Below are 18,130 nucleotides of genomic sequence, written 5' to 3'. Positions count from 1 at the left end.
GGATCAAGGCGAGCCGGAGGCCTCGCGGCCGGGCTCCTGCGGCCTCGGAATGACGACGAAGCGGATGGGAAAGCCCGGCGGCGCGAGGGCCGGCGTGACCACCCGGTCCGCAGGCACGGCGATCGGGCGCCCGGCGGCGTCGCGGACGGGCCGGTCCGGCGCGAACATCAGGATGGCCTCGATGCGCTGCCCGTCGTCGGTGGCCTGGTGGTGCCGCACATAGCCGTCGGGCAGCACATAGTCCTCGGGCACCGCAAGGCCCACGATGGGCGGCCGCGTGCCCGGAGGCTGGAAGGCGCCCAGGCCGGTGCGCACGCCGGCCTTGTGCAGGCGCTCGATCACCTCCTGCATGCTGGGCGCGCTGCCGGCCGGCACGTGGTCGGCCAGGTCATCGCTGACGGCCGGACCCGAGGTGCCCACCAGCAGCCAGGGGTGCGGCGCGGCGCTGGCCGCGGAGGCCGGCACCGCGCTGGCAAGACCTGACCCCTCGCCCCCCGGGGCGGCAGGCCCCGCGGGCGCGTCCGGCGTTCCGGGCGGGGCGGCGGGCCACAGCAAGGCCAGAGCCGCGACCAGGCACAGCAGGGCCAGGCCGACATAGGCCAGTGGCGCCAGCCGGCGCCAGGCGGGCGGGGCCTGCTTCGCTGCCATGAGCCAGCCTGTGCTGTGCCGGCTCAGGGCGCGGCGGGGTTGGACACCGACAGCGCCCAGCCCATGCGCTCATGCCCGTACTGGTTCCAGATCGGGTTCTTGCCGCCGCTGAAGCTGGTGTAGCGCGGTGCGCCCGAGCCCGTGGTGCCGCCGAAGAGACCGGCCGTCACCGTGCCGCCGTTGTAGGTCGGGTGGGTGTCATCGGACTGGATGTAGTCGTAGCTGCTGCTGGCCGAGACGAAGTGCGTGTTGGCGTCGCGCAGGGTGCTCCTGTAGGTGGAGGTGATGCGGGTCACATAGGCTGCCTCGGTGTCACCGGGCACGTAGCGGATCGCGTCGGAGTCCACCTGCCCGTCGCCGTTGCTGTCGTAGTCGGCGGCCATGTACTGGGCGAAGTTGTCGGCGCACTTGAAGCCCTTCTGGCGGGCGTACTCGCACATCCAGTAGTTCATCTTGGTCAGGGCCGGCAGGAACTTGTCCCGCAGGTTGACGGTGGCGCCGGTGGCGGCGTCCTTGCAGCTGCTCTGCACGTTGTCGGCCGCGTAGCCGGGGTAGTGCAGGTTGGAAATGATCTTCAGCTTGGTGCCCGCGTAGGCGTTGGCGTTGATGTAGTCCATCGCCTTGGCCACATAGGTCTTGCAGTTGGCCAGGCCGTTGTCCAGCACGCTGTAGTCGCAGGTGCCGGTCTGGCCCTTGAAGGCGGTGCGGGCCTGCAGGCCGTCGTTGCCGCACATCTCGAAGGTGACGACGCGGGTGCTGCTGGCCTGCATGTAGCTGGCCTCGCCCACGATCTTGTTGTTGTAGACGTCCGAGGCCACGGCGCCGGACTTGGCGCGGCGCACGCTCTCGATGTCGGCATTCCACAGGGCGGACAGGTACTCCGCATCGACGGTGGGGGCCGAGTACTTGGCGGCATTGAGCGTGGAGCCGTTGTAGCCGGCGTAGATGGAATCGCCGTAGGCCACCACGCGGTACTTGGTGGTGGTGCCCGCGCGGTCGATGGTCCAGGACACGTTCTGGTTGAGCGTGCTGGCCGCCGCGGGCAGGGCGCCCGCGGCCAGGACCACGGCCGAGACGCAGGCGGCCAGGAGGGAGGGGAACTTCTTCATGTTTGTCTCCATTGGGGTGAGAGTCGACGGCAAGTCGTGCGCGCGAATCCACAGGCTGTCTTGACGCAGCTCGCTGCACGATCCGGCAAAAGCCGGCGAGGCTCCACCCCAGCAAACCCTAGGCCGGGCATAGCGGCTGTGCCAGCGTGGACCAGGGCTGTCGCACAGGTGACAATGCACGCCGCAGGGGCCCGCTCGCGGGCCGCAGGAGTCCGGGGCAGATCCACCTACCGTGCCCACCCACCATGCAGTCCAGCCATCGTAGGCAAGTCCCATGACAGAAGCTTTGCAGGCCCGTTGCCAGACCCTGGGCGAGCGCGCCGTGCTGCTGGACTTCCCCGGCACCCCTGCCAACCTGGAGTTGCAGCGGCGGCTGTGGCGGCTGCGCGAGCAGCTGTTGGATGCGGGCGACGTTGTCGTCGACTGCGTGCCCGGCATGGGCAACCTCAGCTGGGTCTTCGATCCCGACCGGCTCGACGGCGAGGCCGCCTGCGCCCGGCTGATGCAGCACTGGCAGGCGCAGCTCGACCAGCCCCTGGCGCCCCTGGACACGGGCCGCCTGGTGGAGGTCCCCGTGCACTACGGCGGCGAGGCTGGCCCCGACCTGGCCGGCGTCGCCCGCCATCATGGGCTCCGTGCGCGCGAGGTGGTGCGCCTGCACAGCGAGGCCGACTACCGCGTCTTCTTCCTGGGCTTCCTGCCCGGCTTCGCCTATCTGGAGGGCCTGCCCGCGGCCCTGCACACGCCGCGCCTGGCCACGCCGCGCAGGGCGGTGCCGGCGGGCTCGGTGGGCATCGGCGGTGCGCAGACAGGCGTCTACCCCTGCAGCAGCCCCGGCGGCTGGCAGCTCATCGGCCGCACCGCCCTGCCCCTCTTCGATGCCGACGCGCAGCCGCCCACACTGCTGCAGCCGGGCGACCGCCTGCGCTTCGTGGTGGAGCGCTGCGATGGCTGAGCCCCTCCTCGTGCAGGTGATCAAGCCCGGCGTGCAAAGCAGCGTGCAGGACCTCGGCCGCACGGGCTGGCGGCACCTGGGCATCGGCAGCGCCGGGTGTATGGATCCCGTGTCGCTGCAGCTGGCCAACGCCCTGTTGAGGCAAGACCTGACCCTCTCCGCGCTGGAGATCAGCGGCGGCCCGGTGGAGCTGCGCTTCGAACGCGACACCGTCTTTGCACTGGCCGGCGCCGACTACGAAGGGATGCTGGACCACCAGCCCTGCCCCATCGGCTGGCCTCAGGCCGCCCGTGCCGGCCAGACGCTGCGGCTGCAGGGGCCGCGCGCAGGGCGCTTCGCCTATCTGGCGCTGCCGGGCGGCATCGTGGCGCCCTCGCGCATGGGCTCCTTCAGCACCGACCTGGCCGGCGGCTTCGGCGGCCCGCAGGGGCGCGCGCTGCGCGCGGGAGACGTGCTGCAGGCCGCGGGCCGGGCCGCACTGCCGGCGGGACGCCGGCGCGGTCTTGCCGCCTTCACCGCCCCCGCGACCCTGGCGCTGCGCGTGCTGCCCGGCCCCGAGGCCGCGCTGTTCCACCCCGAGGCCATGGCCGAGTTCTGGCAGGCCGGCTGGCGCCTCGGTGCGCGCAGCAACCGCATGGGCAGCCAGCTCGATGGCCCCGCGCTGCGCCGCCCCGATCGCCCCGATGAGCTCGCCGAGCTGCCCTCGCACGCCGTGCTCCCGGGCGTCGTGCAGGTGCCGCCCGACGGCCAGCCCATCGTGCTGATGGCCGACGCCCAGGCCACCGGTGGCTATCCGCGCCTGGCCGTGCTCATCGAGGCCGACCTGCCGCGCCTGGCTCAGTGCACCCCTGGCCAGCGCCTGCGCTTCCTGCCCGTGGACGAGGCGCAGGCCCGCGCCGCCCGGCGGCAGGCACGGGACGCCCTGCACTGTCAATGCCAGGCTCTGCAGGAGGGCTGACAGCCGGCGCCCCTGACAATCGCCCCATGCGCCCCGCACCGCCCCCCGCCGCCCTGGACCTCAACGCCGACCTCGGCGAGGGCTGTGCCGACGAGGCGCTGATCCTGCCCTGGATCAGCTCGGCCAACATCGCCTGCGGCGGCCATACCGGCGACGCCGCCAGCATGCGGGCCTCCATCGCCCGCGCCCTCGAGCACAGCGTGGCGGTGGGTGCGCATCCCAGCTATGCCGACCCTGCACATTTCGGTCGCCAGCCGCAGGCCGTGACGCCCGCCATGCTGGCCGCCCTGTGCGGCGAGCTGGCGCGGCAGCTGCAGGACTTCCAGCGGGCCGCGCAGCGGGAGGGCGCCAGGCCCCGGCATGTGAAGCCGCACGGCGCCCTCTACAACCAGGCCGCCCAGGACCCCGGCCTGATCGAGCTGCTGCTGGCGCTGCTGCCGCGCGAGGCCCCGGGCCTGGCCCTGGTCGCGCTGGCCCGCAGCCCGCTGGCGCAGGCGGCCCGCCGCGCCGGCCTGCCGGTGCGCGAAGAGGGCTTCGCCGACCGCCGCTACACCGCTGCCGCCACCCTGGTGCCGCGCAGCGAGCCGCGGGCCGTGCTGGAGGCGCTGGACGAGGGCGTCGCGCAAGGCCTGGCCCTCGCCCGGGGCGAGCCCCTGCAGGCACAGGATGGCAGCGCCCTGCGCCTGCGCATCGACACCCTCTGCGTGCACGGTGACGGCCTGGCCGCCCTGCCCCTGGTGCGCGCCCTGCATGAATCCCTGCGTGCCGCCGGCCTGGCCGTGCGCGCCCCCGACTGATGGGCCCGCGCCCCACCCTCAAGACCTGACCCCATGGACCTCGCCCCCTTCCTGCCGCTGGTCGGCATCCCACTCGTCGTTGCGGGCTTCGCCCTGCGCTTCAACGCTCTGCTGGTGGTGCTGGTGGCGGGCACGGTGACCGGCCTGTGCGCCGGCCTCGAGCCCCTGGCGCTGCTGGAGCTCTTCGGCGCGAAGTTCATGGCCAGCCGCTCGCTGGCGGTGGTCGTGCTGCTGCTGCCGGTGGTGGCCCTGGTGGAGCGCCACGGCCTGCGCGAGCATGCGCAGACCTGGGTGGGCCGCTTGCGCGGTGCCAGCACCGGCCGGCTGCTGATGCTGTACTACCTGCTGCGCCAGGGCACCGCCGCGCTGGGGCTGACCAGCCTGGGCGGCCCGGCCCAGACGGTGCGCCCCCTGCTGGCGCCCATGGCCGAGGGCCTGGCCGTGCAGCGCCACGGCCCGCTGCCGCCGGCCCTGCGCGAACGCATCCTGGCCCACGCCGCGGCCTGCGACAACGTGGCCCTCTTCTTCGGCGAGGACATCTTCATCGCCTTCGGCGCCGTGCTGCTGATCCACAGCTTCATGCAGCAGAGCGGCATCCCGGTGGCGGAGCCCCTGGTGATCGGCCTGTGGGCCATTCCCACGGCCCTGTGCGCGGCGGTGGTGCACCTGGCGCGGCTGTCACGGCTGGACGCCCAGATCGCCGCCGCCCTGCCCGCCGAGCCCAGCACCTGGGAGGCCGCATGAGCTCCGCGCCCGTGGCGCCCGCCCCCGCCCTCATCGGCCCCGGCCTGACCCTGCCCCTGGTGGGCGTGATCCTGCTCGCCACGGCCCTGGGCTGCTGGCGCGAGACCGGCACGCCGCGGCGCTTCTGGCGCGGCCTGTTCTGGGCCCTGTTCGGCCTGCCCTTCCTGCTGGGCGACCTGATGCTGGACCAGCTCGGCAAGCCCCTCACCGACCGCCTGGCCGGCCTGCTGGTGCTGGCCCTGGGCCTGATCGCCGGCCTGGGCTACAGCGCCGGCCCCGCCGCACCGCCTTCGCCCAAGGACCAGAAGCGCCGCCAGCAGCGCGCCGCCCTGCTGGGCCACCGGCTCTTCCTGCCGGTGCTGGCCATCCCGGCGCTGACGGTGGTGGGCGTGCTGGCCGGCCCTCACCTGCGCTGGCCTCAAGGGAGCCTGCTGGCCCCGCAACACCTGACCCTCGCAGCCCTGACCCTGGCCTGCCTCGGCGCCCTGCTGCTGGCCTGGCGGGTGACGGGCGACTCGCCACGGCGGGCGCTGCAGGCCTCGCAGGGCCTGATCGAGTCCATCGGCTGGCCGCTGCTGCTGCCGCTGATGCTGGCCATGCTGGGCGGGGTCTTCCTGGCCAGCCACACGGGCGACGCCATCGAGACCCTGGCCCGCCGTCTGCTGCGGCCGGACAGCAAGGCCGCGGTGGTGGCCACCTACACCGTGGGCATGGCGGCCTTCACGATGGTCATGGGCAATGCCTTCGCCGCCTTCCCCGTGATGGCGGCCGGCGTGGCCCTGCCCTTCCTGATCCAGGGCCACGGCGCCAATCCGGCGGCCGTGCTGTCCATCGGCATGCTCAGCGGCTATTGCGGTACCCTGATGACGCCCATGGCGGCCAACTTCAACATCGTGCCCGCCGCCCTTCTGAACCTGCAGGACCGCCACGCCGTGATCAAGGCCCAGACGCCCACGGCCCTGCTGCTGCTGGCCTTGCAGACCCTGCTGCTGTACCTGATCGTCTGAGCCGCCCCGCCGCCATGAACGCCCCCGACTGCCTTCTGATCACCGGCTTCGAGCCCTTCGACGGCGAGTCCGTCAACCCCTCCGCCCAGCTGGTGCTGCAGCTGCAGGGCGAGGCGATCGCGCCGGGCGCGCGCGTGGAGGCCGTGGTGCTGCCCTGCGAGTTCGGCGCCGCGCTGCAGGTGCTGGAGGCCCATCTGGACCGCCTGCGGCCGCGCCTGGTCCTGTGCTGCGGCCAGGCGGGCGGGCGCACGGCGCTGAGCTTCGAGCGCGTGGCCATCAACCTGGACGACGCGCGCATCCCCGACAACGCCGGCGCCCAGCCCATCGACCGCCCGGTACAGGCCGCGGGCCCCGCCGCCTACTTCGCGACGCTGCCGGTCAAGGCCATGACCCAGGCCCTGCGCGGCGCGGGTGTGCCGGCCGAGGTGTCCTACACGGCCGGCACCTTTGTGTGCAACCACGTCTTCTACGGCCTGATGCACCTGGCGCAGCAGCGCCCCTGGCTGCGCCAGGCCGGCTTCCTGCACCTGCCCTACCTGCCCGAGCAGGCCGCGCAGCATCCGCAGGCGGCCTCCATGGCGCTGGACACCATGGGCGCCGGCCTGCGCCTGGCCCTGCGGACCGCCCTGGCGACGACCCAGGACCTGCAGGTGAGCGAGGGCACCCTCTGTTGATTCCGCCCGCCGGCCATCGGCCCCGCGCCCCTGATTGACGGGTCTTGCTCCCGGTTGAGGTCTGCTCCTAAGCTTGCCGAAAACAGCACGACGCCAGCGGCCCCTCGCCACGGCAGGGCCTGTGCGTCCAGGGAGCTCGGCATGGTCGATCCTTCTCGCAATCACCTGAGGCTGCTGGGCCAGGGCGGGCCCACCCTGGTCTTCGGCCATGGTTTTGGCTCAGACCAGGCCGCCTGGAGCCGCGTGGCCGAGGCCATGGCCTCCACGCACCGCGTGCTGCTCTTCGACCACGTCGGCTTCGGCCGCTCGGACCGCCTGGCCCATTGCGACCAGCGCCACAGCTCGCTGGATGGCTATGCCCAGGACCTGGTGGACATCCTCGAGGACCAGGACCTCAGCGACGTGGTCTATGTGGGCCACTCCATCGGCGGCGTCATTGGCCTGCTGGCCAGCCTGCGTGCACCGCGGCGCTTTGCGCGTCTGGTGCTGCTCAACACCTCGCCGCACTTCATCGACGAGACCGGCTACCGCGGGGGCTTCCAGCGCCGGCAGATCGCCGAGCTGCTCGCACGCATGGACGCCGACTACCCGGCCACCGCCGCCTTCCTGGCCCCCGTGGCCATCGGGCCGGACAACCCCGCGCACCACATCGAGGCCTTCGGCCGCGGCCTCCATGCCCTGGATCCGCTGATCGCCACCCGCTTCGCCCGGCTGACCTTCTATGTGGACTGCCGGGCGCGCCTGGCCGAGGTGCGCCACCCCTGCCTGGTGCTGCAGAGCACGCACGATACCTTCGCGCCGGTGCACGTCGGCGAGTACCTCCACCGGCAGCTGCGGGGCTCGACACTGCAGTTGCTGGAGAACTCGGGCCACTGCCCGCACATCACCCATCCGCAGCTGATCGAGCAGGCGCTGCGCGCCTCGCTGGGGCCTCGCGAAGCGGCGGCGCTGCGGGCCTGAGCTCAGCGCAGGGACTTCACCAGCGAGTCCATCAGCACCTTCAGCGAGCGGTCATGCCGCGTGATCGGCGGCACGGGGCGCTGCACGCCCAGCAGCTGGTAGACGGCCATCTGCGCAGCGCGCACCGAGTACTCGACGGTGAAGACCACGTCGTCCGCGATCTCCACGAACTGGCTCACGAAGGCCACATTGCGCGAACCCGGCGGCACCGGCAGCGGCCGGTCGGCGTGGGCGCGAGGCATGAACATGCTCGTGATGTAGGGCATGCGGCAGGGGATGCACACGGCGCGCTCCAGCACCTCGGGGTCGAGGTTCAGGTGGCCGCGCAGCTCCTGCAGGATCTCCGCCCCGCTGCATTCGCTCATGGGCTTGGCCACGAAGTCGCCGATGCGGTCCGGCTGCAGCGCATAGCCCCAGAACACCTGCAGGCCCTCGGGCTGGCCGCGGAAGTGCGGCTGGTGGTAGAGCACCACGGACATCTGCCAGGCCGAGTCCTTGAAGGTCACGAGGCCGCCAGTGCCGGCGCGGTTGCCGGTGAACGCCTCCATCTGATCGAAGAAGGCCGGCTGAGAGCAGGTGACGGTGAAGGACAGCCAGTAGGACTCCGCCAGGCGGCTGTTGAAGGCCGCCGGATTGCCGAACTGCGGCCGCCCTTTCGCGAGCTTTTCCCACAGGGCCCAGCCCTGGCTGTCCGCCTTGGTGAGGCGCGGCGCGGGCGCGCTCATGCTGCCCACGCTGGAGGCATCGGTCATGGAGGCGTTCTGCACGAAGACCAGGTCCTCGGGCGCGATCCCGACGGTGCGCTCGCCCTGGGCGTCGCGCAGGGTGAGGGCGCGGGCCACGGTCTGGCCGTCCGCCTCGTCCAGGGCCACGTCCGTCGCGGTGGTGCCGTGCACGAAGTTCACGCCGCGCTGCCGCAGCCAGGTCTCCAGCGGCCGCACGAGGGAGTCGTACTGGTTGTAGACCGTGCGCTTGACGCCGCCCAGGGTCTCGATGCGCGGGAACTCGTTCATGAAGCGGTGCAGGTAGCGCTTGAACTCCACCGCACTGTGCCAGGGCTGGAAGGCGAAGGTGGTCTGCCACATCCACCAGAAGTTGGTGTCGAAGAAGGCGGGCGAGAGCCAGTCGCTGATCTTGCTGGTGCCCAGGGCCTCCTCGCTGGCCTCGGTGAGGCGCAGCAGCTCCAGGCGGTCGGCGTTGCTGAAGCCCATGTGGCTGACGTCCAGCTTGTGGCGGCGGCGGTCCACCAGCCGGGCCTTGGAGTGCGCGGGGTTCTGCTCGTTGAAGCGCACGGTCTCCTCGTAGACCGAGAGCTCGGGCTGGTCCAGCGAGGGGATGGACTTCATCAGGTCCCACAGGCACTCGTAGTGGTCCGTGGTGAGCATGCGGCCGCCGCGCAGGCTGTAGCCCTGCTCGGGGCGCCAGGCGGCGTCCAGGCTGCCGCCGCTCTGGGGCTGGCTTTCGTAGATCGTGATGTCCGTGCCGGGCACGCCGGCGTCGCGGATCATGAAGGCGGCGCCGGCCAGTGAACCGATGCCGCTGCCGAGGAAATGGGCTTTCATTGGAATGCTCCCTGTGAAGAAATGGATGCGGCCCATTCTTCGCAGGAGCGTTCGCGGCCTCTTGACTCAGATCATTTCGAGGGACGGAGTGAGAGCCCTCTCTAATGTTCACATGACGCGTCAGGCCTGCGGATGGCGGGCCTGCCAGGCGCGCAGGGCCTGGCGGTAGGCATCCATGGCGAGGTCATGGGCGTCGAAGATGCAGGGGTCGCAGCCATTGCCGCAGCAGTCCTCCAGCGCGGGCGGCTCGGGGGGCTGGGGCTTGGGGTCGTCGTCGACGGAAGCGGGGTCAGGCGGGTTCATGGCGGCAAATTGTCTCGCAGCGCCCAGCGGGGCTCAGCGCCCCGCCTGGCGCAGCGTCTGCACCAGCATGCGGTGCAGGCTGTCCACGGCCTTGTTGCCCTGCGAGGCACGGCTGCGGTAGACGGCCACCTCCATGGGCGCCAGCGGGCCCAGGCCGTGCTGCTCGCCCAGCACCTGCAGGTGCGGCGGCGCGCTGCACTGGGTCAGCACCGCCACGGCCAGGCCACTCTCCACCGCGGCGATCTGGCCGGCCAGACTGGAACTGTTGTAGACGATCCGGTAGGGGCGCCCCTGCAGCGCCAGCGCATTCAGGGCGCTGCGACGGCCGGGGCTGGCGGGCTCGTAGACCGCAATGGGCAGGGGGCTGCGGGTCCAGACATCGAACTGTGTGGAGCCCACCCACACCATGGGCTCGTGGAACAGCAGGGTGCCACGCCGGGCGTTGTCGCGCGAGACCAGGGCCAGGTCCAGCTCGCCCCGGCTGACCCGGGGGATCAGCGAGGTGGACTGCTCGCAGTCCAGCTGGATCTCGACCCCGCCGTGGCGCGGCGCGAAGCGCTTGAGCACGGGCGTGAGGTATTTGCTGGCGTAGTCGTCCGGCACGCCCAGGCGCACGAGGCCGGTCAGGGCCTCCTCGTGCAGGGCAGCCTGCGCCTCCGCGTGCAGGTCCAGCATGCGGCGGGCATAGCCCAGCAAGACCTGACCCTCATGCGTGAGCTGCAACTGGCGCGGCCCACGCAGCAAGACCGGGTGGCCCAGGGCCGCCTCCAGCTTCTTGATCTGCATGCTGACGGCAGACTGCGAGCGGTGGATCTCCGGCGCGGCGCTGCTCAGGGAGCCGGCGTCCACGGTGGCCACGAAGCACTTGAGCCAATCGATCTGGAGGTCGCGCATGCTTTCGATAAGCGCATGGATGGTTCACGAATTATGCGCTTTTCAGCAATCACGTCCGCACTCACAGTGAGGCCCTCATGAGCCTGCTGACCCCCACCCTGCCCGCCGGACCCCGGCCCCAGGCCGCCGCTGCCGCCCCCGGCGCGCTGGACCTGCGCGCCACCGCCACCATGCTGATGCTGTGCCTGCTGTGGAGCCTGCAGCAGGTCTCGCTGAAGGCGGCGGCCGGGGAGATGAGCCCCATGCTGATGATCGCGCTGCGCTCCTGCATCGCCCTGGCGCTGCTGGGCCTGCTGATGCGCAGCCGCGGCGAGCGCCTGGCCCGCGAGCGCTGGCGTGCCGGCGCGCTGGCGGGGCTGCTGTTCGGGCTGGAGTTCCTGCTGGTGTCCGAGGCCCTGCAGCGCACACAGGCAGCCCATGTGATCGTGTTCCTCTACACCGCCCCCATCTTCGCGGCCCTGGGCCTGCACCTGCGCTGGCCGGCGGAGCGCATGGGCGCCTGGCAATGGGCCGGCGCCCTGCTGGCCTTCGCGGGCATCGCCTGCGCCTTCCTGGGCCCGCGTGCCGGGGCGCCGGGACACGCCGGCGGCCAGGCCCTGGCGGGAGATGCCCTGGCCCTGCTGGCCGCCCTGGCCTGGGGCGCGACGACCGTGACGCTGCGCAGCACCCGCCTCGTCGAGGCGCCGGCCACGGAAACGCTGATGTACCAGCTGATGGGCGCGGCCCTGCTCCTGCTGCCCGCGGCCCTGCTGAGCGGCCAGGCGCAGTTCACCTGCACGCCGCGCGTGCTGGCCCACCTGGGCTTCCAGAGCCTGGTGGTGTCCTTTGCCAGCTTCCTGACCTGGTGCTGGCTGCTGCGCCGCTACCTGGCCTCGCAGCTGGGCATGTTCTCCTTCCTGACACCGCTGTTCGGCGTGCTGCTGGGCGCGGCCCTGCTGGACGAGACACTGGAGGCCTCCTTCCTCGCCAGCAGCGTGCTGGTGCTGGCGGGCATCGGCCTGGTCAGCGCGCAGGGGCCGCTGCAGCGGGCCTGGCGGCAGGCCAGGCAAAGGCGGCGGGCCCACTGAGCCGGCAGCGGCCACAATGGCGGCATGGCACAAGGCAAACGCATCTCCGTCGACATCCATCCCGCCGCCCTCCAGGCCATCCAGGCCCTGGGTGCGGCCGCCCGCCAGGCCCGGCTGCAGGCCGGCGAGGGCCAGGCCGCCGCGGCGGCCCGGCTGGGCGTACACGTGCAGACCATCGGCCGCATCGAGTCCGGCGAGCCCGGCGTGGCGATCGGCCACGTGCTGGGGCTGCTGGCGCTGTACGGGCTCACCGCCGCGCCGCAGGCCGCTGCGGCAGGCGAGGCCGGCGCATGAACGGCACGTCCCTGGGCGGCCTGCAGATTCCGCGCTTCGAGACCGAACGCCTCTGGCTGCGCCCGTTTCGCGAGGCGGACTTCGACGGCCTGGCGCGCTTCTTCGCCAGCCCGGTCTCGGCCACCTACGGCGGCCCCTGTTCGCGTGAGGAAGCCTGGCGCAAGTTCGCCGCCTACCTGGGCCACTGGGCCCTGCGCGGCTACGGCCCCTGGGCGCTCGAAAGCAAGGGCGACGGTGCCTTCGTCGGCCTCAGCGGCCTGTGGAATCCCGAGGGCTGGGTGGAGCCCGAGATCACCTGGGCCCTGCTGCCCGAGGCCCAGGGCCGGGGCTATGCCACCGAGGCCGCCCGCGGTGCACTGGCCGCGGCCTATGGCCACTTCGGTTGGCGCACCGCCGTCAGCGTGGTGGCGGAGGGCAACAGCGCCTCCAGCGCCGTGGCCGAGCGTCTGGGTGCGCAGCTGGAGCAGCGCATTCCCTTCCGCGGCGGCCAGGGCCTGGTGTACCGGCATCGCGGGCCGGACGAGGCCTGAGCGCCCCGGCCTGCGTCACGCCTGCGCCGCACGCCCCTGTGCCAGGGCAGGGCCTCGCGGCATGAGCCCTCTGGACGGCAGCGGCGGAACCGGCACGTGCACCTCGGCCGGACCTACACGCGCCGCCACCTCGTCATACCAGTAGGCCGCGGGCTGCGCGCCCTCGGCGAGGGCCTGCCAGGTGCGCTCCAGCGCCTGCACCAGGCGCCGGCTCGCGCTGCTGTGCAACCAGCGTGCGGCCAGGGCCTTCAGTGGCGCCTCGTGCACGGATCCCAGCCACAGCGCGCGCGGCAGCTCGTGCGTCAGCGGCAGCAGCTGGCCGTCGGACTGCAGCACCAGCACGGGCGCCAGTGCCGTCAAGCCTGGCGCCGGCCAGGCGGGCACCAGACGTTCGCGGTGGGCCAGGATCTGGTCCTGGCTCAGCGCGTCCACCTGGACCCGCACGCCGCTGCGGGTCTGCAGGGCCTGCGCCAGCCGCTGCGCCTCGACGATGGCCGCGAGCAGCTCCTGGCCATCGGGCCGCGCGCCGGCCAGCGTCTCGCGGGCGCGCCCATGCAGCGTCAGCGGATGCACCTGCACGCCTTGCGCGCCGTGCGCGGCGGCCAGTCCCACGACGTCCTCCAGCTCGTCGACGTTGTGCTGGGTCAGGGTGAAGATGAAGCCGAAGGGCGTGCCCGTGGCGCGCGGCTGGGCCAGCAGCCGCAGGGTGCGCGCCAGGGCGCCGGCCTGCCCGCGCAGGGCATCGTGCGTGGCCTCGCGGCCATCGACGGAAATGGCCAGGCGGTCCAGATGCGGCGCGATGGCCGCCCAGCGCTGCGGGCTCAGCAGCAGGCCGTTGCTCGTGAGGCTGGTCAGCATCCCCAGGCGGCGGGCATGCTGCAGCAGGCCCGGCAGCGCCTCGTACAGCAGGGGCTCGCCCCCGGAGACCGCCAGCTGCCGGTAGCCCAGCGCCGCGGCGTCGTCCAGCACGGCCCGCAGCAGCGGCAGGGGCAGCTGCTGCGTCTCGCGCGGGCCGGACGAGGTGTAGCAATGCGCGCAGGCCAGGTTGCACAGCCGCGTGGGATGCAGCTGGATGATGGGCGCCACGCCCGTGGGCCCACCGCAGCCGGACTGCAGCGCCGGGCGGGCGATGGCGCCCGGCGCTGTCCAGGGGGCGAAGCTCTCAGCCACCCAAGGCCCCGCGCGCGCCGAGCTGGCTGATGCCGCCTTCCAGCACATTGCCGGGCTGCACCACATGGCCGAAGTCCAGCTGCATGCGGATCAGGTCCGGCCAGGGCGTGCCGTCGATCAGGATGCGCGGCGGCTTGACCTCGCCGCCATGCGTGCGATGCCACTTGAGCCAGAAGAGCAGATCGTTGCCGCACATGGGCACGTCATCGCCCGCATAGCTCAGCGAGAGCCGCATGCCCGTGGCGTTGGCGCCGCCGTAGACCGTGGCCTCCTCGATGCGGGCGGGGGACTTGTCCATGGCCTGTGCGATCTCCCGCACGGACTCCTCGGTGAGCTGGCGAGCCTTCCAGGCGGCCAGCAGCTTCTCCGAACCGCGTTGCTTGTCGATGTTCATGATGAGGACTCCCTTGATGAGGGCAAAGGCGGCCACGCAGGACGCGCGGCTTGGCCTTCAGACTCTAGGAGCCCCGCGCCCCGAAGCAGCCCACGACCTAGGGAGACCCGGCCCCGAACGCGCGCCAACCTAGGGGGATGCCGGGCCGCGGGGTTCCCACAGCGAACCCCTGAGCAGGCCGCGTGGCGCCTACGCCCGGCAGACGCCGGCCCGCACTAGACTGAGGACCGCCCCCTGTTCCGCTGACTCCCCCCATGCGCTCCACGCCGCCCCTGCTGCCTCGCAAGTCCCCGCGCCAGCGCCGTTCGCAGCTGACCGTCGCCAGCCTCCTGGAGGCCGCGGCCCAGCTCCTGGAGACGCAGGGCCTGGAGGGCTTCAACACCAATGCGGTGGCCGAGCGCGCGGGCGTGGGCATCGGCTCGCTGTACCAGTACTTTCCGTCCAAGGACGCCCTGACCCTGGCCCTGCTGGAACGCGAGGCGGCCCGCTTCGAGGCCGATGCCCTGGCCGCGCTGGAGGTGCCCGACGGGCCCGCCGCCCTGCGTCACCTGATCCGGGCCTCCGTGCGCCAGCAGCTGGAGCGTGCCGAGCTGGCCCGGCTGCTGGACGAGCAGGAGGGCCGGCCCGAGCTGCGTGCCCATCTGGACAAGGGCCGGTTCGGCCAGCTGATCGGCACGCTGCTGCAGCGCCCGGGCCTGCCCCGGCAGGGGGACGCCGCGCTCGCCGCGGCCGATGTCGCCGCCCTGATCCGCGGCCTGGTGGATGGCGCGGGCGAGCGGCGGGAGACCGATCTGGCGCATCTGCAGCGCCGCGTGGAGGCGGCCGTCTTCGGCTACCTTGAACGGGCCGCGGCCGCTGCACCGGGCGGGCAAGGCCGTGAATGCGAGTCGGGCATGTGAGTCGGACATGCAGGCGGGTGCCGATCCGGCCCGATCCCGCCGGCAGGCCACACACGGCCGGGATGCGAGTACCGGGACGCAGGCCCGCTCCCTAGCATGGGCGGACTTTTCAACGCACGGAGATTCCATGCCCCAGTCCCGCCACCAGGCCCCCGCCACCCAGACCCTCAACCACCTCAGCTTCCCTGCGCCCGACCTGGAGGCCACCACCGCCTTCTTCGAGCAGCAGCTGGGCTGCACCGTGCGCCGCATGGGCGCCTTCAACTTCCTCAAGCACCAGGGCTTCGACATCGTCATCGAGGACGGCCGCCTGCACGGCCTCAGCGCCGTCGACTGGCCGCACAACTTCCACATCGGCTTCGAGCTGCCGACCCGCCAGGCCGTGGTCGACCTCTTCGAGCGCTTCACCGCCCAGGGCGTTCGCTTCACGCAGACCCTGCACCACGCCATGCGCGGCACGCGCTTCTTCTGCGAGGCCCCGGGCGGGTTGGTGATCGAGGTGAACACGCGGGAGGATGCGCAGGTGCCGCTGGATTGAGCCAGGCTCACTGCCGGCGCGCCCAGGCACGCCGGCAGTGGCTCAAGTCTGCCCGGCGGGCGGCAGGGCCATGTGGGCGCGCTCCCAGTGATCGCCGGAGAACAGGGTCACCGACACCTTCCCCGGCGTGCCCTGGTTGCCGCCCAGGACTACCCAACCATCCGCGACCTCGCCCACCAGGAAGGCCAGGTGGTGCTGGCTGGGCTCTGCCCGGTTGCGCAGCAGCAGCACAGCGCCGTAGCAGGGCTCATCGATCGCCGTGCCCCAACCCGACCAGTTCGCGGCCCGCATGGGTGCGGCGGGCAGTCCGGTGGCATCCCTGGGGGACAGGACCCAGGACACGAAGCAGGCGCACCAGGCGTAGGTCGCTGGATCCTGCGCTTCCTCGTGGACGATGCCCAGCATGGCCCTGATCTCGGCCTTGTGCTGCACCTCGTTCAGACCCAGGGCCGAGATGGCACGCTTCATCCAGACGTCCGCAGCGCCGTCGCCGCCGCCGCTGTCCAGCGCGCGCCACGTCTGCTCGCCCACGACACCGTCCGGTACGAGGCCGCTGCGCCCCTGGTACAGGCGCACCGCGTCGCGGAGCAGGCTGTCAAAGCCCTCGCCCTGGCCTCTAGCCAGCTCAGGCAGGGCCAGGGCCTGGCTCAGTCGCGTCCGCAGGGCCGGGACCTGATCGCTCTGGGACCCAAGCTTCAGCACGGGGCGGGCTTCGACCAGCAGGCTGCGCCGTTCCATGATGGCCTCGTACAGCGAGCCATCCAGTTCGGCGCCCTGGGGCATGCGCAGTGCCTCGCGCCGCTGGGCCAGGGCCAGGCGGGTGCGTTCGTCCCAGACGCCCGTGTCGGGCACGCTGAGGCGCCGCTGCACTTCCTTGATCTCGTCGACGCTGAGCGTGCCCTCGATCGAGGTGGTGTGGTCGCTGGTGCCGCTGCGTCCTCCCCCGGCAGGGCCGGGGGTGGGTCCCGGCCCAGGCGCCGGAGCGGTCGTGGGGGGGCTGGTCTTGGCGTCGCCGCCCTTCCCGCCGCCGTCGGTCTCCTTGGTGGGCGCACCGGCCGCCCGCAGCTTGACCAGGCGTCCCAGGGTATCGAACCAGAAAGGCGCCCCCAGGCTGAGGGCGGTGGCCGTGAGCAACCACCCCAACAGCGCACCGTTGCGAAGGGCGCGGCACAGCAGGCCCAGCGTGCCGCACTGCCCGGATTCGCAAGCCTTGAGATCCTCGAGCGACAGCTGGCGCGCCAGCACCTCCGGTGCGAAGCCCATGGGCAGGTGGAAGGTGGTCTCACCGTCCCGCCGCAGCACGCAGGCCCGGAACTCGTCCGTGTCCTTTCCCAAGGAGAGGCCGCATTCGGCGCGCACCCTGCCGAGCGCTGTGCCCGGCGTGCGGTACAGCTGGGCGATCTCGCGCTGCAGGTCCAGCGCGCTGCGCGTGAGGCCGGCCATGGTGCGTGCCGCCTTGCCATTGGGATCCGGCAGCTTGAAGGACAGCCACTGCATCTCGCCGATGATGTGGGCCAGGGTCTGGTCCACGGTGTCGATGCGGTTCTCCAGCTCCTGCGTGCGCTCAAGCCTGGCGCCCTGCTTCGAGGCCTGGACGCGCCCTTCGCGCAGTTCCTCGCGCAGGGCGTGCAGGTCGTCCAGCCATTCGGTGGCAGGCGTGGTCTCCTGGGCCGGCTTCCCTCCCGGGTCCGCCGGCACGCAGGCCGCCAGCTCCTCGGGCGTGAAGCGACGATCCAGCTTGCAGCGCCGGCCCAGCCGCAGGTCCAAGACACAGGTCTTCTCGCGCACCGTGCACTTGAAGGTGAAGAGCTGGTCTTCCTGCAGGAAGCTCTTGTCGCGCAAGGCCGTCTCCAGGGCGCCGACCGACTTCTCGACCTGCTCGTAGCGGCCGGCGAAGTCGCGCGGGGCAGCCGTCGAAGCCACTGTCTGGGCCGCCGCGGGCGCCGAGGCGCCGGACTGCCGTGCAGCATTCACCGCTACCGCGGCCTCCGCCAGCTGCGTGCGCAGCTCGGCGTCACTCCACAGCGTGCGGGCGATGCTCACCGAGTCCACGTTCAGCCCCATCGCCAGCGCCAGGGCGATGCCAAAAGTCCAGCCCTGGGCGGTGCGCTTGTACCAGCCTTCGGAACGGTCGCCGATGGAGGCGATCCACACCGCCACCTCCTTCTCGAATGCCTCCCAGTCCTGCGTCTCCGAGGTGGCCAGTGCCAGCGCGCTCCCGATGGCGCTGCTGCCCACGACCCGCCCGGCGGACGCCGGAGCCTGCCCCCCCGCCCGCAACGCCGCCACGAAGCTCCTGGGCGACATGCCGCTGCGAGCCGGGTGCTCGCCATGCCCCAGCACGGCCAGGAAGCCCTTGGCCATCAGCGTCGGCGGGATGTAGGACGGTCGGCGCCGCCCCGTCCCCTCCGCCAGGGACACGATCAAGGGCTGCTGGAAGAAGGCCTCGGTCAGCCCCTTGTCCTCGCCGAAGGCGGAACGCACCAGCTTCTTCAGGGTGCTCCCCCGCGAGCGCAGGAGGGCGTTGACCACGAACTCCTGGAGGGTGGTGACGAAGAGGCTGAGCACGGCGTACATCAGGACCATGCCCAGGGCGAGATCGATCATGGCGTTGTTCATCAGCGGCC

20 protein-coding genes are annotated in these 18,130 nt (G+C 72.2%); 12 read left to right on the top strand and 8 right to left on the bottom strand.

All coding sequences use genetic code 11. The features are described from left to right. Positions 1–3: 3 nt before the first annotated feature. Positions 4–648 carry a hypothetical protein gene (locus O9Y01_RS09140; protein ID WP_269631266.1) on the bottom strand — a complete coding sequence of 215 codons (645 nt, stop codon included), beginning with the start codon at positions 646–648 and terminating at the stop codon, positions 4–6. A 23-nt stretch (positions 649–671) separates the two neighbouring features. Next, on the bottom strand, positions 672–1,757 hold the full coding sequence (locus O9Y01_RS09135; protein WP_269631265.1) for an SGNH/GDSL hydrolase family protein: 1,086 nt from the start codon (positions 1,755–1,757) through the stop codon (positions 672–674). A gap of 274 nt (positions 1,758–2,031) precedes the next feature. Here O9Y01_RS09135 and pxpB point away from each other — a divergent pair, with 274 nt between their 5' ends. From pxpB to O9Y01_RS09100, 7 genes are all read left to right on the top strand, one after another. Next, positions 2,032–2,712: a 5-oxoprolinase subunit PxpB gene (gene pxpB / locus O9Y01_RS09130; protein ID WP_269631263.1), complete on the top strand. Its 681-nt coding sequence runs from the start codon at positions 2,032–2,034 to the stop codon at positions 2,710–2,712. Continuing rightward, positions 2,705–3,670: a biotin-dependent carboxyltransferase family protein gene (locus O9Y01_RS09125; RefSeq protein WP_269631262.1), complete on the top strand. Its 966-nt coding sequence runs from the start codon at positions 2,705–2,707 to the stop codon at positions 3,668–3,670. The genes pxpB and O9Y01_RS09125 overlap by 8 nt, the downstream gene beginning before the upstream one ends. Before the next feature lie 26 nt (positions 3,671–3,696). Beyond that, the gene (locus tag O9Y01_RS09120; protein ID WP_269631261.1) at positions 3,697–4,467 is read left to right on the top strand and encodes a LamB/YcsF family protein; all 771 of its coding nucleotides are present in this window, start codon (positions 3,697–3,699) and stop codon (positions 4,465–4,467) included. 33 nt (positions 4,468–4,500) lie between these two features. Beyond that, positions 4,501–5,211 (top strand): DUF969 domain-containing protein, encoded by a 711-nt coding sequence (locus O9Y01_RS09115; RefSeq protein ID WP_269631260.1) that lies wholly within the window; start codon positions 4,501–4,503, stop codon positions 5,209–5,211. Beyond that, the gene (locus O9Y01_RS09110; protein ID WP_269631259.1) at positions 5,208–6,218 is read left to right on the top strand and encodes a 5-oxoproline transporter, DUF979 family subunit; all 1,011 of its coding nucleotides are present in this window, start codon (positions 5,208–5,210) and stop codon (positions 6,216–6,218) included. The genes O9Y01_RS09115 and O9Y01_RS09110 overlap by 4 nt, the downstream gene beginning before the upstream one ends. A 14-nt stretch (positions 6,219–6,232) precedes the next feature. After that, complete coding sequence (gene pcp, locus O9Y01_RS09105; protein WP_269631258.1) at positions 6,233–6,892, top strand: pyroglutamyl-peptidase I; 660 nt, start codon at positions 6,233–6,235, stop codon at positions 6,890–6,892. 141 nt (positions 6,893–7,033) lie between these two features. Then, positions 7,034–7,852, top strand: a complete 819-nt coding sequence (locus O9Y01_RS09100; RefSeq protein ID WP_269631257.1) for an alpha/beta fold hydrolase — start codon at positions 7,034–7,036, stop codon at positions 7,850–7,852. A 2-nt stretch (positions 7,853–7,854) separates the two neighbouring features. On the opposite strand, the gene O9Y01_RS09095 is transcribed toward O9Y01_RS09100, so the two are convergent. The 3 genes from O9Y01_RS09095 to O9Y01_RS09085 all read right to left on the bottom strand — a co-directional run bounded on the left by O9Y01_RS09095 (position 7,855) and on the right by O9Y01_RS09085 (position 10,611). Beyond that, complete coding sequence (locus tag O9Y01_RS09095) at positions 7,855–9,414, bottom strand: oleate hydratase (protein ID WP_269631256.1); 1,560 nt, start codon at positions 9,412–9,414, stop codon at positions 7,855–7,857. 120 nt (positions 9,415–9,534) lie between these two features. Then, positions 9,535–9,717, bottom strand: coding sequence for an oxidoreductase-like domain-containing protein (locus tag O9Y01_RS09090; protein WP_269631255.1), 183 nt, complete (start codon positions 9,715–9,717; stop codon positions 9,535–9,537). A gap of 33 nt (positions 9,718–9,750) precedes the next feature. Beyond that, positions 9,751–10,611: a LysR family transcriptional regulator gene (locus O9Y01_RS09085; RefSeq protein ID WP_269631254.1), complete on the bottom strand. Its 861-nt coding sequence runs from the start codon at positions 10,609–10,611 to the stop codon at positions 9,751–9,753. 77 nt (positions 10,612–10,688) lie between these two features. Here O9Y01_RS09085 and O9Y01_RS09080 point away from each other — a divergent pair, with 77 nt between their 5' ends. The 3 genes from O9Y01_RS09080 to O9Y01_RS09070 are packed head-to-tail and all read left to right on the top strand — an operon-like array spanning position 10,689 to position 12,502. Continuing rightward, the gene (locus tag O9Y01_RS09080) at positions 10,689–11,678 is read left to right on the top strand and encodes a DMT family transporter (RefSeq protein ID WP_332108749.1); all 990 of its coding nucleotides are present in this window, start codon (positions 10,689–10,691) and stop codon (positions 11,676–11,678) included. Positions 11,679–11,702: 24 nt separating this feature from the next. Further along, positions 11,703–11,972: a helix-turn-helix domain-containing protein gene (locus O9Y01_RS09075; RefSeq protein ID WP_269631253.1), complete on the top strand. Its 270-nt coding sequence runs from the start codon at positions 11,703–11,705 to the stop codon at positions 11,970–11,972. Beyond that, the gene (locus tag O9Y01_RS09070; protein WP_269631252.1) at positions 11,969–12,502 is read left to right on the top strand and encodes a GNAT family N-acetyltransferase; all 534 of its coding nucleotides are present in this window, start codon (positions 11,969–11,971) and stop codon (positions 12,500–12,502) included. Before O9Y01_RS09075 ends, O9Y01_RS09070 begins: the two co-directional genes overlap by 4 nt. A gap of 15 nt (positions 12,503–12,517) precedes the next feature. Here O9Y01_RS09070 and O9Y01_RS09065 read toward each other — a convergent pair whose 3' ends face one another. Continuing rightward, entirely contained in the window at positions 12,518–13,672 is a 1,155-nt protein-coding gene (locus O9Y01_RS09065; RefSeq protein WP_269631250.1) for a radical SAM protein, read from the bottom strand. Then, positions 13,665–14,066 (bottom strand): hypothetical protein, encoded by a 402-nt coding sequence (locus O9Y01_RS09060; RefSeq protein WP_269631249.1) that lies wholly within the window; start codon positions 14,064–14,066, stop codon positions 13,665–13,667. Before O9Y01_RS09060 ends, O9Y01_RS09065 begins: the two co-directional genes overlap by 8 nt. A 254-nt stretch (positions 14,067–14,320) precedes the next feature. Between O9Y01_RS09060 and O9Y01_RS09055 the strand changes: the two genes are divergently transcribed. Both O9Y01_RS09055 and O9Y01_RS09050 read left to right on the top strand, forming a co-directional pair. Then, positions 14,321–14,965 (top strand): TetR/AcrR family transcriptional regulator, encoded by a 645-nt coding sequence (locus O9Y01_RS09055; RefSeq protein WP_269631248.1) that lies wholly within the window; start codon positions 14,321–14,323, stop codon positions 14,963–14,965. Between the two features lie 127 nt (positions 14,966–15,092). Next, positions 15,093–15,503, top strand: a complete 411-nt coding sequence (locus O9Y01_RS09050; protein WP_269631246.1) for a VOC family protein — start codon at positions 15,093–15,095, stop codon at positions 15,501–15,503. Between the two features lie 42 nt (positions 15,504–15,545). On the opposite strand, the gene O9Y01_RS09045 is transcribed toward O9Y01_RS09050, so the two are convergent. Next, complete coding sequence (locus tag O9Y01_RS09045; protein ID WP_269631245.1) at positions 15,546–18,122, bottom strand: peptidoglycan-binding protein; 2,577 nt, start codon at positions 18,120–18,122, stop codon at positions 15,546–15,548. Positions 18,123–18,130: the final 8 nt, after the last annotated feature.

Origin of the sequence: Pelomonas sp. BJYL3, from assembly GCF_027257975.1 — a bacterium.
Taxonomy (GTDB): domain Bacteria; phylum Pseudomonadota; class Gammaproteobacteria; order Burkholderiales; family Burkholderiaceae_C; genus Roseateles_B; species Roseateles_B flavus.
This window is presented reverse-complemented; position numbering and strand designations above follow the sequence as displayed.

What these genes read in the sequence shown, in the direction of transcription:
- O9Y01_RS09140 (WP_269631266.1), bottom strand. Translation starts at nt 648, where the DNA reads ATGGCAGCGAAGCAGGCCCCGCCCGCCTGGCGCCGGCTGGCGCCACTG.
- O9Y01_RS09135 (WP_269631265.1), bottom strand. Translation starts at nt 1,757, where the DNA reads ATGAAGAAGTTCCCCTCCCTCCTGGCCGCCTGCGTCTCGGCCGTGGTC.
- pxpB (WP_269631263.1), top strand. Translation starts at nt 2,032, where the DNA reads ATGACAGAAGCTTTGCAGGCCCGTTGCCAGACCCTGGGCGAGCGCGCC.
- O9Y01_RS09125 (WP_269631262.1), top strand. Translation starts at nt 2,705, where the DNA reads ATGGCTGAGCCCCTCCTCGTGCAGGTGATCAAGCCCGGCGTGCAAAGC.
- O9Y01_RS09120 (WP_269631261.1), top strand. Translation starts at nt 3,697, where the DNA reads ATGCGCCCCGCACCGCCCCCCGCCGCCCTGGACCTCAACGCCGACCTC.
- O9Y01_RS09115 (WP_269631260.1), top strand. Translation starts at nt 4,501, where the DNA reads ATGGACCTCGCCCCCTTCCTGCCGCTGGTCGGCATCCCACTCGTCGTT.
- O9Y01_RS09110 (WP_269631259.1), top strand. Translation starts at nt 5,208, where the DNA reads ATGAGCTCCGCGCCCGTGGCGCCCGCCCCCGCCCTCATCGGCCCCGGC.
- pcp (WP_269631258.1), top strand. Translation starts at nt 6,233, where the DNA reads ATGAACGCCCCCGACTGCCTTCTGATCACCGGCTTCGAGCCCTTCGAC.
- O9Y01_RS09100 (WP_269631257.1), top strand. Translation starts at nt 7,034, where the DNA reads ATGGTCGATCCTTCTCGCAATCACCTGAGGCTGCTGGGCCAGGGCGGG.
- O9Y01_RS09095 (WP_269631256.1), bottom strand. Translation starts at nt 9,414, where the DNA reads ATGAAAGCCCATTTCCTCGGCAGCGGCATCGGTTCACTGGCCGGCGCC.
- O9Y01_RS09090 (WP_269631255.1), bottom strand. Translation starts at nt 9,717, where the DNA reads ATGAACCCGCCTGACCCCGCTTCCGTCGACGACGACCCCAAGCCCCAG.
- O9Y01_RS09085 (WP_269631254.1), bottom strand. Translation starts at nt 10,611, where the DNA reads ATGCGCGACCTCCAGATCGATTGGCTCAAGTGCTTCGTGGCCACCGTG.
- O9Y01_RS09080 (WP_332108749.1), top strand. Translation starts at nt 10,689, where the DNA reads ATGAGCCTGCTGACCCCCACCCTGCCCGCCGGACCCCGGCCCCAGGCC.
- O9Y01_RS09075 (WP_269631253.1), top strand. Translation starts at nt 11,703, where the DNA reads ATGGCACAAGGCAAACGCATCTCCGTCGACATCCATCCCGCCGCCCTC.
- O9Y01_RS09070 (WP_269631252.1), top strand. Translation starts at nt 11,969, where the DNA reads ATGAACGGCACGTCCCTGGGCGGCCTGCAGATTCCGCGCTTCGAGACC.
- O9Y01_RS09060 (WP_269631249.1), bottom strand. Translation starts at nt 14,066, where the DNA reads ATGAACATCGACAAGCAACGCGGTTCGGAGAAGCTGCTGGCCGCCTGG.
- O9Y01_RS09055 (WP_269631248.1), top strand. Translation starts at nt 14,321, where the DNA reads ATGCGCTCCACGCCGCCCCTGCTGCCTCGCAAGTCCCCGCGCCAGCGC.
- O9Y01_RS09050 (WP_269631246.1), top strand. Translation starts at nt 15,093, where the DNA reads ATGCCCCAGTCCCGCCACCAGGCCCCCGCCACCCAGACCCTCAACCAC.
- O9Y01_RS09045 (WP_269631245.1), bottom strand. Translation starts at nt 18,122, where the DNA reads ATGAACAACGCCATGATCGATCTCGCCCTGGGCATGGTCCTGATGTAC.